Source organism: Paenibacillus alkalitolerans (assembly GCF_016482785.1).
GTDB classification, from domain to species: Bacteria; Bacillota; Bacilli; order Paenibacillales; family YIM-B00363; genus Paenibacillus_AE; species Paenibacillus_AE alkalitolerans.
Genome location: NZ_JAEMXM010000007.1, coordinates 187519 through 202132, shown reverse-complemented (window position 1 = coordinate 202132; position 14614 = coordinate 187519). Strand labels below are relative to the sequence as shown.

Sequence of the window (14614 nt, the reverse complement as noted above, 5' to 3'; positions counted from 1 at the left end):
ATCAGTTAAAAATGATAGATAGCCCCGCGCTATCTATCATTTTTCATAATTAAGGAAAAGGTGGATAAACATGGTGTTCGTCAATGGACAACTGGTACCGATCGGCGATTCGCTTCAACAAACATTTGATAATGTTATGGCTTTATTGAGAGAACAACAATGGGTTATTGTAGACGAGGAAGGTCAGCCAATGAGCCAGGAAAAAGTCATGCATCACTTGGAGAATAAAGATGCCAACCTGCAAGCTATTGCGGTTTCCGAGTTGGAAAGCGAAACGGTGCAGACCACGCTCGAATTCTTGGAGGACGCAATCTTGCAATTGCAAGGACTCATTCAGACAGAGGAAGTTTCGGTTTTGTACCGGTCCTTCTCCGATCTTATGGAATCGTTGTTGCACTTGGCACATCTCGGGGAATACTTTAATATTGATGACATTAAAGAAGAACAAGTTGAATTGCTTGCAAATCGTGTGCTCACGCAGATTGAATCCAATAACGACAGTTACTTGCGAGAAGTTCTGGAGTACGAATGCATTCCTATGCTGGAAAATTTCAAGAAGTCGCTTGAAGAAAGGAAACCGGTTCAATGATTGATACCTATACGATTACTGAGTCATTCTCCGATCAAGGAGAGAAGGTGTTCGTATATGAGGAAGGAGCCCGCCGGATACCTCTGGGATCATTGTATTCTTCAAAGCGCGAGGCGCAGAAGTTCGCCGACACGCATTCGAAGCGTCATGCCGTCTTTGTGTTGATTGGATACGGGAATGGTGATGTTGTACAAGAGCTGATCCGGCGAGGTGAATATCTTCACTTGTTTATTCTAGAACCGTTTGAAGAGATTGAATTTTTAAACGAACATTGCCATACTGACCGTGTAACGGTCGATCACTATACAAACTTCGCATTTTTAACCGCATCGTTCCGGAGAATTCTGGAACGTTACCGTGGCGTAGACTTTCAAATCATGTTCCATCCCCATTACGATCGAACGAATCCGGAATATATGAAATCGGTCTTGCTATCGATTCATCGGAGCGTGGAGCTCGTCCGGTTGAATTATATAACGCAAATGAAATATCGCAAAGAGTGGCTGTTGGAGCCGATACTGAATTTGGAATACAATCGGGAGATACTTCAGTTGCAAGAGCTTAGGGGTCATTTCGTCGGACAAAAGGCGATATTGGCGGCTGCGGGTCCTTCGCTGAAGGATAGCATTCCGTATCTTTCCGCCATGCAGAAGTCGGCGTATATTTTCGCCGCGGGTTCCGCGGTAAACGGACTCACTAGCCACGGGATCAATCCCGATTTTACAGTAACTTACGATTCAAGCGAGACGAACTTTGAAGCTCATTTCAAGGATACCCGTTATGAAGGCCCCATGTTCATCGGGACGACGGCAAATTCCAATATCATTAGGAATTTTAAGGGCCCTGTGATTTTATTTGGACTTGAATCCGACGATATATCCAAACGTTTCTTTCCTGCCCTTCCTTATTTGCCAAGCGTTCCTTCCGTAGCGAATGTAACCTTAAACATCCTGAATTACTTAGGTTTTTCAGAGGTGTATTTGGTGGGACAGGATTTGGCCTTCCAGAACGGAAGTTATTATGCGGAAGGGGTTCGTTACCACAGTGCCGCTAAAACCCTTGCCATTGAATTTGAAATTGACAGCAACAGCGGGGAGAAGGTGGGGACGAACAGCATGTTATACGCCTTCTTGGAAACATTTAATGGAATGATCAGTATGATGGACCCGGAACGCATCAAAATTTACAACCTTGCGAAGCATGGAGCAAAAATACAAGGGGCTCCTTATTTGCCGGCAGAACAATTTCCATTCTCATTTGTGAGGGAAGAACGAGATCTCAAGCGTACTTTGGCGGCTTCTACGGAGACTGGCAGAGAAGCTGTCGATATTTGCATGGCGGAACTGAAAAAATTGTACAAGCAGTTGAAAGAGGTTTTACGAAAATTACGGAATGTGAGCGAATATACGGCGACGGTTAAAGAGTTGAAGCTCGTGCTTCGGCACCTCGTTCGTTTGCGTGAGAACGAATGGTATGAAGGCGTAATTTTGAACCAGTTTTCCTACTCCCTTCAACGTCTGAACAACTTCTTCGAATACGAGATGGATAAGCCGGAATACAGCAACGAAGACCGGGTCCGCATGGTCAAAGAAGTGAAAAATATGATACAGGAAACGTCGGATTTCTTAGAGAAGTTTCTTAACGAATCTAAACTACAGCCATTCTTATAGGTGGGGTAAAATGATGAACGGCGGTAAAACTATTTTTGTTACGGGGGCGGACGGATTTATAGGGTCCCATCTAACCGAAACTTTGGTGCGCGAAGGCTACAACGTGAGGGCTTTTGTGTTATACAATTCACTCGGCTCCTGGGGATGGTTGGATCATGCGGATAAAGACGTCAAGACGTCTCTTGACGTTGTTCTGGGCGACATTCGGGATCCGCACGGCGTCAAGCAGGCAATGAAAGGCTGCGATGCGGTTCTTCATTTGGCTGCTTTGATTGCCATCCCGTACTCTTATCATTCGCCGGATACGTATGTCGATACGAATATCAAGGGAACATTAAATGTACTTCAAGCGGCGCGGGAACTGGACGTATCCAAAGTGGTGCATACGTCCACCAGCGAAGTGTACGGCACGGCCCGGTTTGTGCCCATCACCGAAGAGCATCCTTTGCAAGGCCAATCCCCATACTCCGCATCAAAAATTGGAGCGGATCAAATGGCGATGTCATTCTATCTGTCTTTCGGAACCCCGGTATCCATCATAAGACCTTTCAATACGTACGGTCCCCGACAGTCCGCTCGTGCTGTCATTCCCACGGTTATAACGCAAATTGCTTCCGGCAAACGCTCGATCCGTTTGGGGTCGCTTCATCCGACTCGCGATTTTAATTACGTAACGGATACGGTGAGCGGATTTATTCAAATGATGGAGTCGGAACAGGCGGTGGGCGAAACCGTCAACATCGGGAGCAACTACGAAATTTCGATAGGCGAGACGGTCGAAATGATCGCGGATATCATGGAAACGCAGATCCGCATCGAATCCGATGAACGGCGGCTACGGCCTGAAAAGAGCGAAGTCGAGCGGTTGTGGGCGGATAACTCCAAAGCGAAACAGCTGATCGGTTGGGAACCCCGGTTCGCCGGGAAAGAAGGTTTGCGAAGAGGGCTGGAAGAAACAATCCGCTGGTTTAGCGAGCCGAAGCATCTCGAAATGTACAAGACTGGTATGTATACGATATGAAAAATGAAGATTGGATTCAAAGCATCGTCGGTGCCGTCCGTTCCGTCGTCCCAGAAGCGGACACGCCCGTTTCGCTCCATGAGCCGTCGATCGGAGGCCGGGCATGGGATTATGTGAAAGATTGTTTGGATAGCGGCTGGGTTTCTTCCGTCGGACAATATGTGGATCGGTTTGAAAGGGATTTGGCCCGATTTACCGGATCAGGGTTTGCTGTCGCTACCGTCAACGGTACCGCCGCATTGCATGTGGCTTTGCTATTGGCAGGAGTGAAGGCCGGGGATGAGGTGGTCGTTCCTTCCTTGACGTTCATCGCCACAGCTAACGCGGTATCTTATATCGGAGCAGTCCCGCATTTCGCGGATATTGAAGAACGTACGCTAGGCATCGATCCTGTGAAGCTGCGAACTCATCTTGAGAAGATCGGTTACATGCAAGGAGGCGTCTTATATAACCGGCAAACGAACCGCCCGATTCGAGCCGTCGTTCCTATGCATACATTCGGCCACCCAGTCGATTTGGACTCGCTTGCCGAGCTTTGCGATGATTTCGGTATGGCACTTGTAGAAGATGCGGCGGAATCGTTGGGTTCGTATTATAAGGGCAAACATACCGGCACTTTCGGCGTCTTGTCATCGCTAAGCTTTAACGGCAACAAAATCGTTACGACAGGAGGCGGCGGGGCTATCCTCACGGACGACCCGGATCTTGCGAAACGGGCGAAGCATCTCACGACAACCGCCAAACTTACTCATGCCTGGGAATATATTCACGATGCCGTCGGTTTCAATTATCGGCTTCCGAATATTAACGCCGCGTTAGGGTGCGCGCAATTGGAGCAGTTGACCGAATTTGTCGAAGCGAAACGAAGGTTGTTCTCGTCATACGATGCTTCGTTTGCTCAAGTGGAAGGTGTCCGTTTATATGCTGAACCTGAGCAATCCAAGAGCAATTACTGGCTTCAAACGATTATTCTCGAGCCTGAAAACGCAATATATCGCGAGGATGTATTGTTTGCATTACACGAAGCCGGATACTTGTGCAGACCGGCTTGGCGGTTGATAAACCGATTGGAGATGTACGCCGGCATGCCTTCTATGGATGTGAACACGGCGGACTCATTGGCGGCGCGTATCATCAACATTCCGAGCGGAGCCGCGATCGGGTGAAATAGAGTTTATTTGGGCGGTGCGATGGAATTGCGAAAAAGAAAAGTGTGCGTATTCACCGGCACCCGGGCTGATTACGGACTGCTGAGCGGATTGATAAGACGGATAGCCGATAACGGAAAGTTGGAACTGCAGGTGATTGCTTCCGGGACGCATTTGTCGCAGACGCATGGGTATACCGTCAATGAGATACGTAAAGACGGAGTTTTCATTAATGCTGAAGTTAATATGCCATTGGGAAGCGATCGTCCGGGGGCGGTTTTAGCTTCAATGGCGGCGGTTTTAGACGGCTTGGGCGATGTCTTGGGGAAGTTGCAGCCGGACCTGGTCGTGATTCTAGGCGACAGGTACGAAGCGTTCTGCGCTGCAACGGCGGCTACTCTTTTTACAATTCCCATCGCGCATATCCATGGCGGCGAAATTACGGAGGGTGCAATCGACGATTGTTTCCGTCATGCGATTACGAAGATGTCCCATCTTCACTTTACGTCTGCCGAACCGTACCGCGAACGTGTCATTCAGATGGGGGAACAGCCGGAACGGGTTTTTAACGTAGGTGCATTGGGAGTAGATAATGTCGTGCGGACGAAGCGAATGTCTCGCGAGGAATTAGGAACGAGGCTGGATTTTACTTTTCACGCGCCCACGTTTCTTATCACCTATCATCCTGTGACACTTGACTCGCAAACTGGAACGCGGGCGTTAGAACAATTGCTGCTTGCTCTTGATCAATTTGAAGAAGCTTCTCTTTTATTTACTATGCCAAATGCCGATCCCGGGAATGAAGCTATTCGCCGGATGATTTTGGATTATTGCTCCAATAAACCGGATCGTGCCAAATGTGCGGAATCGTTGGGGCGGCAGAATTATGTAAATGCGATGCGGCATTCGAAATTGGTGATCGGAAATTCATCCAGCGGAATTATTGAAGCTCCTGCGGTAGGTGTACCTACCGTAAATATAGGAATCAGACAGAAAGGGCGAATTCGTGCGGCGAGCGTTATCGATTGCGGCGAACGGTGGGAAGAAATCGCCGCAGCGATTCGAATCGGCACCAGCGACAGTTTCCTTGAACGAATACGTAATATGAAGCTGCCTTATGGTAACGGTACGGCTGCTGAACGAATAGAGCGCATTATAGAACAATCGGACCCGAGAGCCTTGCGGATCAAAACGTTCCGCGACATCGCCGAGCGACCATAAGATGATACGAGGAGTGGGCCTATGAAACAAACGTTCATAATCGCGGAAGCCGGTGTCAATCATAACGGTGATGTTGATCTGGCTTACAGTCTTGTAGAAGCGGCGTCGAAAGCCGGGGCTGATGCCGTGAAATTCCAGACGTTTAAAGCGGACAAGCTTGTAAACAAAAATGCCGCCAAGGCCGAATATCAGAAGCGGTCGACCGATGCCGCCGAAAGCCAATACGACATGTTGAAACGGTTGGAGCTTTCGGAGGAGGCCCACTTTCTGTTGGCGGAGAAATGCAGGGCTTTGGGGATTATGTTTCTATCGACGCCGTTTGACTTGGAAAGCTTGATCTTTTTAAATTCGAGATTGCGAGTTCAGAAAATTAAATTTTCTTCCGGAGACATAACGAATGGCCCCTTACTGCTGGAGGCTGCTAAAACCGGCAAACCGATTATATTATCAACCGGCATGAGCACTCTTGGTGAAATAGAAGATGCGTTAGCCGTGTTGGCGTACGGGTACACAAATTCGCAGGAACCGCCTTCGAAGGAAGCCTTTTACGCCGCATATGGGTCTAGTGAAGCGCAAGAGCTCCTCAAAGAGAAGGTTACTTTGCTTCACTGTACGACAGAGTATCCTGCTCCGTTTGATGAAGTCAACCTTCGCTGCATCTTAACGTTAAGAGACTCGTTCGGACTGCGGACGGGGTTTTCGGACCATACGGAAGGGATTGCCGTCCCTGTGGCGGCCGCCGCATTAGGGGTTGACGTTATTGAAAAGCATTTTACGCTGGACCGTTCGTTACCCGGACCTGATCATAAGGCTTCGTTGGAACCGGACGAGTTGGAGCTGATGATACGCAGCATTAGGCAAGTAGAATTGGCTATGGGTATACGGGCCAAGCGGCCGACACCGTCCGAGCGCAAAAATATCCGCATAGCAAGAAAGTCCTTATATGCGCTTGAGGACATCGGCGAGGGGCAGACGATACTGCCGGAACAAGTTACTGTTAAACGTCCCGGGGACGGCCGCTCTCCGATGGACTATTGGGAATTGACAGGCAAGCTGGCGCAAAGAACGTATCGGAAAGACGACCATTTATGAACTCGTTAGCGAATCGAAAGGTAGCGGTCATCGGCTATGGCGGACATGCGAAAGTACTGATGGATAGCTTGGAATTGTTGAATGCCGACATCGCATGTGTCGTTCTCCCTGAACGCGACGGGTCAAACGGACCGTATCCAGCGATAACCGATGAGGAGTTCCCGGATATTTTTCCGGTTAGTGACATTTTGCTTGTTAATGGAATTGGAGCGGCTTCAATTCCGACGACAAGACGCAAAGTGTTTGAGCGGTACAAGTCGTTAGGGTATGGCTTTGCCGCAGTTGTTCATCCGGCGGCGATAGTTTCAAAGAGCGCAATCATTGAAGAAGGAGCCCAAGTTATGGCCGGTGCGGTGATTCAGCCGTCAGCATCGATCGGTGCCAATGTCATTGTAAACACCAGGGCTTCCGTAGATCATGATTGCGTCATAGGAATACATTCCCACATTGCTGTCGCTGCAGTATTATCGGGCAATGTGACGATCGGTCAGGAAGTGTTAATCGGAGCGGGAGCGGTCGTAATGCAAGGCGTGAGAATCGGCCGGGAAAGTGTTGTAGGCGCAGGCGCCGTAGTTACACGAGATTTGCCCCCTTATATTACGGCTGTAGGAGTCCCGGCAAAGGAGTTGAGACGAAGTGGCGATCGTTAGAGATATTTTTATCGATTCGGAGATGTCGATTATTCGTGCGTTGGAAATGATTAACCGGGGTGCGATGCGAATCGCGTTGGTCATAGATGAGAACGATCGGTTGATCGGGACGGTAACTGACGGTGATGTGAGAAGGGGTATTTTGAGGAACGTCACATTGGAAGCTCCCGTCCGGCAAATTATGAATAATAACCCGGTTGTATGCCGTACGGACGATAGCCGCCAAGTGGTGTTGAACCGGATGAAGGAGAAACGGCTGGAGCAAATTCCGATCGTAGACCAATGGGGGCGTGTGGTTCGCCTGGATTCAATCCATGAATACCTGGCGCAGGATCGAATAACAAATCCGGTTGTCTTGATGGCCGGTGGGCTGGGCAGCCGACTGAGCCCTTTGACAGATGAAGTACCAAAACCGCTCTTGAAAGTAGGGTCGAAACCGATCTTGGAGACGATCATTGAAAATTTCCTTGAACAGGGTTTTGTTAAGTTTTTTATATCGGTGAATTACAAAGCCGATATGATAATGGACTATTTCAAAGACGGAGCGGACCGAGGAATTGAGATCTCGTATATTCGCGAACAGAAACGATTAGGTACTGCGGGAGCGTTAAGCTTATTCCGAAGGGAAAGTGTGAACGAACCTGTTATAGTGATGAATGGCGATCTTTTGACAAAAATGGACTACCGTCAATTGCTGCAGACGCATCTTGAAACTAAGGCAAAGGCAACAATGGCGGTTCGCGAATACGAGTTTCAGATCCCTTACGGTGTAGTGAGCACGGACGGAACCTTTATTCAAAGCATTGAAGAAAAACCGGTCCAGAAATTTTTCGTTAACGGCGGAATTTATGTGATTGAACCGGAAAGCTTACGGTATGTACCGGAAGATACATTTTTTGACATGCCCTCCTTGTTCGATCATATTATCGGGTCAGGCGAGAAAACCGCGGTTTTTCCAATTCGGGATTATTGGCTCGACATTGGACGAATGGAAGATTTCCAACGGGCGAATTTGGAATATGGAGAGGGAGCCGTATGATCGGGGGACGACGCATTTTGACCGTAATCCCCGCCAGAGGAGGGTCCAAAGGCATACCCCGGAAAAACTTATACCGGGTCGCCGGAAAGCCGTTGATCGCCTGGACGATCGAAGAAGCGAAAAAGTCCAAGTTTATTGACAGGCTGATCGTATCGTCGGATGACGAGGAGATCATGGAAACGGCCGTACGGTATGGGTGCGAAGCTCCTTTTCGCCGGCCAAACCAGCTTGCCAAGGATGAGACGCCGGGTGTCGAACCGATTTTGCATGCGGTGGAAGAGATCTCCGGCTACGACTACGTCGTGCTGCTTCAACCGACATCTCCGCTCAGAACGGTGTCGGATATCGACGGTTGTTTGGAGCTGTGCGTTGGAAGTCGTTCCGCTTCCTGCGTGTCGGTGACGGAAACCGAAGAAAATCCGTATTGGATGTTTCGTATCAATGAAGACAACCGGATGCTTCCCGTGCTTCCGGAAGGATCCGGTTTCACGAGGAGACAAGACCTCCCTCCTTGCTATGTGCTTAATGGAGCTGTGTATGTTTCGGAAATTACCGCGCTGCTGAAAAACAAAAGCTTTCTGCATGAGGATACGGTTGCTTATCGAATGCCCCGGGAACGGTCTCTCGATATCGATGATATGGAAGATATATTGGAGTTCGAGCGGCGTGTTCAAAATCGTTCAAGTTCAAAGATGAAGCTTTAACCGCATCCCTCTGCAGCTAGCAGAGGGGTTTTTGTTTAAGATCGAAAAAGCCTCTTAAACAAAAAAGAAACCGAACCGATATAAATAATATGAGAAAAATAGCCGAAAAGGAGGCGTTGCGAAATGGCATCTGAAATGAATGCAGTAACCCCCAATATGACAATCGGAGCAAAATATACACCGGCGGATGTTCCGATTAAAACAAGCAGCAATTCTCCTTCTGAATCAGTCGCTTCGATAACAAATACTAAAGAATTAAAGCAAGCTGAACTGCAAGGCAAGCAAGTACCTCTGCGCGATGAACAGTTGATCAAAGCAATTGAAAAAGCGGTAAAATCCATGCAAGGGCCTTATACTTACCTTGAATTCTCTATTCATGAAACTACGAAACAGATTGCGGTAAGCGTACATGACCGTGAAACGGGGGAAGTTATCCGCGAAATTCCGCCGGAGAAAATGCTCGACTTCGTTGCCAAGCTATGGGAAATGGCCGGAATTCTTGTGGATGAGCGCAGGTAAACGTGAAATGGAGGTGTAAGTTATGAATCTTCGTATTGGCGGTCTCGCCTCTGGAATTGATACAGATCAAATCATTAGAGATTTGATGAAGGCGCATCGCATCCCTGTCGATCAGATGAGACAAAAGAAGCAATTGATCCAATGGCAACGCGACGCATATAAAGAAATCAACGCAAAACTCCTCGATTTCCGGAATAATACATTGTTTAATCTTAAGAAAGAAGCTACTCTCGCGGCCAAAACGGCAATCGTTACCGGGAATACCGCTGCTTTAACGGCCACGGCTACGGGATCGGCTATTGCAGGAACTCTCACTGTTGAAGTCCACGCTAAAGCCACTGCTGCAAGCAATCGAAGTTCGGCAGATATTCGGAATTCAACCGCGTTCGACCCGTCGAAGCCGTTAACGGACGAAATTGCCGCAGGTCACATCAATGGGTTTACATCGAACACTTTTTCCTTGAACGGAAAAACTGTCACCATTGAAAGCGGTGATTCGTTAAATTCAGTCATAGAGAAAATAAACAGAGATACGAACGTTACTGCATTTTACGATTCAGTTACCGGCAAAGTATCGATTGTGTCTAAGAATACGGGCAAGGTTAATGGAGCGGCCGGCAATGAGGACAAGATATCATTATCGGGCGACTTTCTTAGCAACACGCTTAAAATTGCCGCCGGTTCGGCGGAAGAAGTGGCAGCAGTGAACGCGGATGTTACGATCAACGGAATCAGAACCGAAAGAACAGGCAATACATTTGATGTTAACGGAGTTACAATCACGTTGAATACGGCGGGCGGGGCTGCGGCAATCATTGAGGTCAAGACGAATACCGATGCCATAATAAATTCAATAGCCGAATTTATTGATGCATACAACGAAATGAATACGTTGTTGTACGATAAGCTTAACGAACAGAAGTTCCGCGACTATCCGCCTCTCACGGATGAGCAGAGGAAAGAATTGTCCGAGAATGAAATAGAACTGTGGGAAGAGAAAGCAAAGAGCGGCCTGTTAAGAAGAGATACAATATTGGAACAAACGTTTGACCGGCTCAGATATGATGCTTCGGGAAGTGTAAGTAACGGGTCGAAATATAACATGCTTAGTACGATAGGAATTGAAACCGGGAATTATTTGGAGCATGGCAGATTGATTTTAAAAAACGAAGAAAAGCTTAGGAAAGCCGTCGAGGAAGATCCGCAGGCCGTGCTTGCTTTGTTCACCGCTGACGGGAACGGCGACAGCGACAACTCTGATGTCGGTATTATGGAACGAATGTATACCAACTTGGAAAAAACATTAAAAGACTTTTCAGATAAGGCGGGTACTTCAAGGTTCTCGGATTTGTCCGGATTTAATGAGAATAGTCTGATGGGCCGGCAATTGCAAGATATCGACAACCGATTAAATCAAATGCTGGATCGGTTGAAAGACGTTGAGGACCGTTATTACCGCCAGTTTAGCGCGATGGAAACCGCTATTCAACGATTTAACTCCCAATCCGCCTATCTGGCCAGCCAGTTCGGCACGGGCGCTCAATAACAGTATTTTAGGGGGAAACGGGATGTTACAAGCCCAACGCAACAAATATCTAGAGACAACGATTCAAACGGCATCTCCGGCTCAGCTGCTTATTATGCTTTATGACGGGGCGATTCGGTTTTCCAAGATGTCAATCGAGGCGTTGAACCAGCGTCAAATGGAAGAAGCGAACCGCAACTTGTTGAAGGTGCAAGACATTATTAGAGAATTTATGGTTACCCTTGATCAAACCTCGCCGGTGTCGGAAGGTTTAATGAGATTGTATGAATATTTCCTTCAGCGGCTGATGGAAGCCAATATGAAGAAAGAAGTCGAACCCATTCAAGAGGTTTTGGGCTACTTGGTTGATTTGAAAGAAACCTGGATTCAGGCTGCGAAACATGCCAGCCAAGTTGCCAGCCATTCATGAGTACGGCAGTTGACATGGAAGAAATAATCACCGAATTGGAAAATATTACTTTACAATGTGTTTCCCGGTTAAATATAATAAGTTACGAGGATCTTCAACAATTTTTGCTCAATCGGGAACAATTGATATTTAGAGTAACCCGGATGGTTGTTAAAGAAGATCATAGAGAGTTATATAAAGACCGAATAGCGAGCATTTTGAAATATGACGAGTCGATCTTAATCAAGATGAATTCATTTAAAGCTTCCGCAGCGGAAGAAATTGCAAAGATGTCTTCAGCCCGCAAACAGAAGCATGCTTATGAATCGCATTATCAAGAAAGTTATTTTTTCGATAAGAAAAAGTAAATATAAATATTGGACGCAATGAAATATACTTCTTACTTGGGCATCTGAAGTATATGGAGCTAGTGATGCAACCGGCCGATGAATTATTCATTGGTCTATTTTTTTAGGAAGGATGTGAATAATTTTGGTGCAGAGCATTTCATCCGGGTTGCAGAACTACGGTATTGAAAAAGTCACCTCTATTCATGCAACTTCTGCAATTGTTCCGGTATCGTCCCAGTACTCTAGAGTAAAGAAGGAAAGTGAAGATCTCGTAGCGGTATACGAGAAAACTCAAAACAGCAAAAATCGGCCTACACATCAACAGATCTATAAGCACCCGCTATTGGAATTATTTGAGGGTAATTCGTCCTTTTTAAATGGTTTTGGGAAGAAACTGTTAAGCGATATAAATCAATGGGCAGAGCAGTCAAATGAGGAATCCGGGACATATTTGGATCACGTTCGGCAGAGGTTCGCGGATAACGGCATTGAGGTCACGGATGAAGAATTGTTGACTATCGGCCGGGGAATGGACGAATGGCTGCAAGGCGTCCAGTCGCGGATCGAACAACGATCGGAGCATGCATCGCCGAAATTGAAAGAAAAATTGTTAGACCAAGTAAGTCAGATTAATAATGCAAGGGGACATTTGCAGAATGCAATTCAAGATATCATAGATCGTTTGAACGGCGGGGGAGGTCCGGTTGAACCGCCACCGGTTGAACTGCCGCCAGTGGAACCGCCGCCAGTGGAACCACCACCGGTAGAACCACCGCCGGTGAATACGAACCCGGTACCGCCGTTGAGTCCGACTACAATATTCACTCAGGATCGTATAACAATTGAGATCGGTTACGGTACCAATAAATCTGCTGTTATAATGCAAAGCCCAAGCAGCGTGAATCGATCGGATACTCTGTTTTATGCAGTCGATGCATTAGGGAACAAAAAAGCGGTTACCTTTGATTTTTCGAACAGCGCCTTGGAACGTGAATTTTTCAATCGCTTCAAGAAGAGCAGAATGTACGGGGAAACCGTGTCTTTGGAAAAGTTCAACCGCTTTGTCGATCGTTTGAAAGATTATTTGAGGTCATTATCGGATATTGACATTGATCGCTTGAAATCCAGGCTGTCGGGAGAGTCGGAAAACTCCAAGTTTGACTCGATCATTCAACAACTCGATAAGTTCCTGCATCAGCTCAAGTAGTGCGTTTCGTAAAACCCTGTCGTTGTGGACGGGGTTTTTCCATTCAAATAGTCTGTGGAATTTTTTGTACTTAGCAACTGCCGCAATAACTCCTCGAGTATTCACAATGGGCAAAACCGATTCAATGACTCGGGTTACCGGTTATTGTCAACAGCCCGCTAGACAAAGACAAGCTTTTCATGATCAAAACTGTGAACAACTTGAACAAAATCCTGTGGATAATGTGGACAACTTTGTGCATAACTAATGAAAACAAGCTTTCATGCGCCTATTTGTATCAAAGAAGATGTTTGTAACGGAATTTTCGGAACATTTCCAATTGTCGATAATGTGTAGAAATTACCGCTTGACCTAATTGACTTTGCAAAAATGTGATGGTATATTCGAGTTGTGGTATGACATCCACGTACTTGAATATGAAGGGATTGTGTCACATGCAAGGTAAAGTTAAATGGTTCAATGCAGAGAAGGGCTACGGCTTTATCGAGACTGAACAAGGTGGAGACGTATTCGTTCACTTCTCCGCAATCCAACAAGATGGTTTCAAAACACTTGAAGAAGGTCAAGCGGTAGAATTCGACATCGTCGAAGGCGCACGCGGTCCTCAAGCGGCTAACGTAACCAAATTGTAATCATCGCGGCGAAATATTACCGCCGACCCAATAGATGGTTCATAAGGATTCGTAGCAAGCAACACACCTCGGAACGATAACTCCGGGGTGTTTTTTTGCGTTCATTTTGTAAGCGGTGACTTGTCTGAATATTTTGAAATTATCCGGATGTTATGTTAAAATATTGTTAAGCTTAACCAAAGGAGGATTTCACCATGAAGTTTTGCATTCGCGGTAAAAACGTCGAGGTAACAAATCCTTTAAAGGAGTATGCAGAACGAAAAGTGAGCCGGTTGGAGAAATATTTTGAAGCTCCTCTCGTTTCCGAAGTGAACGTCACGTTAAGCGTAATAAAAAACAAACATACTGTGGAAGTTTCGATCCCTGTGAACGGGGCAATACTTAGGGCGGAAGAAAAATCGGAAGATATGTATGCATCCATCGACATGGTCATCGATAAATTGGAACGCCAGATACGGAAGCTGAAAACAAGAATTAACCGCAGGGCCCGCCAAGAGGGTACTCAGCGAAGCGTGTTTAAAGAAGCATTCGAGCAAACCGCAGCCAGCCGTCCGCACGAGGAAGAAGATATGTTTGAAGTGGTCCGGACGAAAAAGTTCACGTTAAAACCGATGGATGTGGAAGAAGCGGTACTGCAAATGAATCTGCTCGGACACAATTTTTACGTATTCGCGAACTCGGCCACATCGTCGGTAAACGTTGTATATAAGAGGGAAGACGGAAAGTACGGTTTGATCGAACCGGCAGTGTGATACAATATCAACCAAAATAACCAGTGAATAATGAAAGCCCGTCCGCAACGGAACGGGCTTTCTTTGCGTATTAAACAAAGGGGCAA

General features: G+C 46.9%; 16 protein-coding genes and 1 riboswitch. All 16 genes read left to right on the top strand.

The features are described from left to right. Window positions 1-70: 70 nt before the first annotated feature. The 16 genes from JET16_RS13915 (at window position 71) to hpf (ending at window position 14528) form a co-directional block, all read left to right on the top strand. The gene (locus JET16_RS13915; RefSeq protein ID WP_199616755.1) at window positions 71-589 is read left to right on the top strand and encodes a hypothetical protein; all 519 of its coding nucleotides are present in this window, start codon (window positions 71-73) and stop codon (window positions 587-589) included. Next, window positions 586-2259, top strand: coding sequence for a motility associated factor glycosyltransferase family protein (locus JET16_RS13910; protein ID WP_199616754.1), 1674 nt, complete (start codon window positions 586-588; stop codon window positions 2257-2259). The genes JET16_RS13915 and JET16_RS13910 overlap by 4 nt, the downstream gene beginning before the upstream one ends. 10 nt (window positions 2260-2269) lie before the next feature. Next, window positions 2270-3280 carry an NAD-dependent 4,6-dehydratase LegB gene (locus JET16_RS13905; RefSeq protein WP_199616753.1) on the top strand — a complete coding sequence of 337 codons (1011 nt, stop codon included), beginning with the start codon at window positions 2270-2272 and terminating at the stop codon, window positions 3278-3280. Then, entirely contained in the window at window positions 3277-4446 is a 1170-nt protein-coding gene (locus tag JET16_RS13900; RefSeq protein WP_199616751.1) for a LegC family aminotransferase, read from the top strand. The genes JET16_RS13905 and JET16_RS13900 overlap by 4 nt, the downstream gene beginning before the upstream one ends. Before the next feature lie 30 nt (window positions 4447-4476). Further along, window positions 4477-5649 carry a UDP-N-acetylglucosamine 2-epimerase gene (neuC, locus tag JET16_RS13895; protein WP_199616750.1) on the top strand — a complete coding sequence of 391 codons (1173 nt, stop codon included), beginning with the start codon at window positions 4477-4479 and terminating at the stop codon, window positions 5647-5649. A gap of 21 nt (window positions 5650-5670) precedes the next feature. Further along, entirely contained in the window at window positions 5671-6741 is a 1071-nt protein-coding gene (gene neuB, locus JET16_RS13890) for an N-acetylneuraminate synthase (RefSeq protein WP_199616749.1), read from the top strand. Beyond that, complete coding sequence (locus JET16_RS13885; RefSeq protein ID WP_199616747.1) at window positions 6738-7391, top strand: acetyltransferase; 654 nt, start codon at window positions 6738-6740, stop codon at window positions 7389-7391. Before neuB ends, JET16_RS13885 begins: the two co-directional genes overlap by 4 nt. After that, the gene (locus tag JET16_RS13880; RefSeq protein ID WP_325176693.1) at window positions 7378-8430 is read left to right on the top strand and encodes a nucleotidyltransferase family protein; all 1053 of its coding nucleotides are present in this window, start codon (window positions 7378-7380) and stop codon (window positions 8428-8430) included. Before JET16_RS13885 ends, JET16_RS13880 begins: the two co-directional genes overlap by 14 nt. After that, a complete protein-coding gene (locus JET16_RS13875) occupies window positions 8427-9134 on the top strand; it encodes an acylneuraminate cytidylyltransferase family protein (protein ID WP_199616745.1) in 708 nt (235 codons plus the stop codon). Before JET16_RS13880 ends, JET16_RS13875 begins: the two co-directional genes overlap by 4 nt. A gap of 123 nt (window positions 9135-9257) precedes the next feature. Continuing rightward, window positions 9258-9653: a flagellar protein FlaG gene (locus JET16_RS13870; RefSeq protein ID WP_233531552.1), complete on the top strand. Its 396-nt coding sequence runs from the start codon at window positions 9258-9260 to the stop codon at window positions 9651-9653. Window positions 9654-9675: 22 nt separating this feature from the next. Next, window positions 9676-11199 carry a flagellar filament capping protein FliD gene (gene fliD, locus JET16_RS13865; RefSeq protein WP_199616743.1) on the top strand — a complete coding sequence of 508 codons (1524 nt, stop codon included), beginning with the start codon at window positions 9676-9678 and terminating at the stop codon, window positions 11197-11199. 22 nt (window positions 11200-11221) lie between these two features. Continuing rightward, window positions 11222-11608: a flagellar export chaperone FliS gene (fliS, locus tag JET16_RS13860; RefSeq protein WP_199616741.1), complete on the top strand. Its 387-nt coding sequence runs from the start codon at window positions 11222-11224 to the stop codon at window positions 11606-11608. After that, entirely contained in the window at window positions 11605-11955 is a 351-nt protein-coding gene (locus JET16_RS13855; protein ID WP_199616740.1) for a hypothetical protein, read from the top strand. Before fliS ends, JET16_RS13855 begins: the two co-directional genes overlap by 4 nt. A gap of 2 nt (window positions 11956-11957) precedes the next feature. Continuing rightward, window positions 11958-12041: riboswitch (cyclic di-GMP riboswitch) on the top strand. Between the two features lie 38 nt (window positions 12042-12079). Beyond that, window positions 12080-13144 (top strand): hypothetical protein, encoded by a 1065-nt coding sequence (locus tag JET16_RS13850; protein WP_199616739.1) that lies wholly within the window; start codon window positions 12080-12082, stop codon window positions 13142-13144. A 434-nt stretch (window positions 13145-13578) separates the two neighbouring features. Next, window positions 13579-13776 carry a cold shock domain-containing protein gene (locus JET16_RS13845; protein WP_199616738.1) on the top strand — a complete coding sequence of 66 codons (198 nt, stop codon included), beginning with the start codon at window positions 13579-13581 and terminating at the stop codon, window positions 13774-13776. A gap of 194 nt (window positions 13777-13970) precedes the next feature. Continuing rightward, complete coding sequence (gene hpf, locus JET16_RS13840) at window positions 13971-14528, top strand: ribosome hibernation-promoting factor, HPF/YfiA family (protein WP_199616737.1); 558 nt, start codon at window positions 13971-13973, stop codon at window positions 14526-14528. The last annotated feature ends 86 nt before the right edge of the window (window positions 14529-14614 follow it).

Excerpts from the sequence above, each read along its gene's own strand:
- JET16_RS13905 (WP_199616753.1), top strand. The coding sequence starts at position 2,270 with ATGATGAACGGCGGTAAAACTATTTTTGTTACGGGGGCGGACGGATTT.
- hpf (WP_199616737.1), top strand. The coding sequence starts at position 13,971 with ATGAAGTTTTGCATTCGCGGTAAAAACGTCGAGGTAACAAATCCTTTA.
- JET16_RS13900 (WP_199616751.1), top strand. The coding sequence starts at position 3,277 with ATGAAAAATGAAGATTGGATTCAAAGCATCGTCGGTGCCGTCCGTTCC.
- neuB (WP_199616749.1), top strand. The coding sequence starts at position 5,671 with ATGAAACAAACGTTCATAATCGCGGAAGCCGGTGTCAATCATAACGGT.
- fliS (WP_199616741.1), top strand. The coding sequence starts at position 11,222 with ATGTTACAAGCCCAACGCAACAAATATCTAGAGACAACGATTCAAACG.
- JET16_RS13885 (WP_199616747.1), top strand. The coding sequence starts at position 6,738 with ATGAACTCGTTAGCGAATCGAAAGGTAGCGGTCATCGGCTATGGCGGA.
- JET16_RS13910 (WP_199616754.1), top strand. The coding sequence starts at position 586 with ATGATTGATACCTATACGATTACTGAGTCATTCTCCGATCAAGGAGAG.
- JET16_RS13845 (WP_199616738.1), top strand. The coding sequence starts at position 13,579 with ATGCAAGGTAAAGTTAAATGGTTCAATGCAGAGAAGGGCTACGGCTTT.
- JET16_RS13870 (WP_233531552.1), top strand. The coding sequence starts at position 9,258 with ATGGCATCTGAAATGAATGCAGTAACCCCCAATATGACAATCGGAGCA.
- fliD (WP_199616743.1), top strand. The coding sequence starts at position 9,676 with ATGAATCTTCGTATTGGCGGTCTCGCCTCTGGAATTGATACAGATCAA.
- JET16_RS13855 (WP_199616740.1), top strand. The coding sequence starts at position 11,605 with ATGAGTACGGCAGTTGACATGGAAGAAATAATCACCGAATTGGAAAAT.
- JET16_RS13915 (WP_199616755.1), top strand. The coding sequence starts at position 71 with ATGGTGTTCGTCAATGGACAACTGGTACCGATCGGCGATTCGCTTCAA.
- JET16_RS13875 (WP_199616745.1), top strand. The coding sequence starts at position 8,427 with ATGATCGGGGGACGACGCATTTTGACCGTAATCCCCGCCAGAGGAGGG.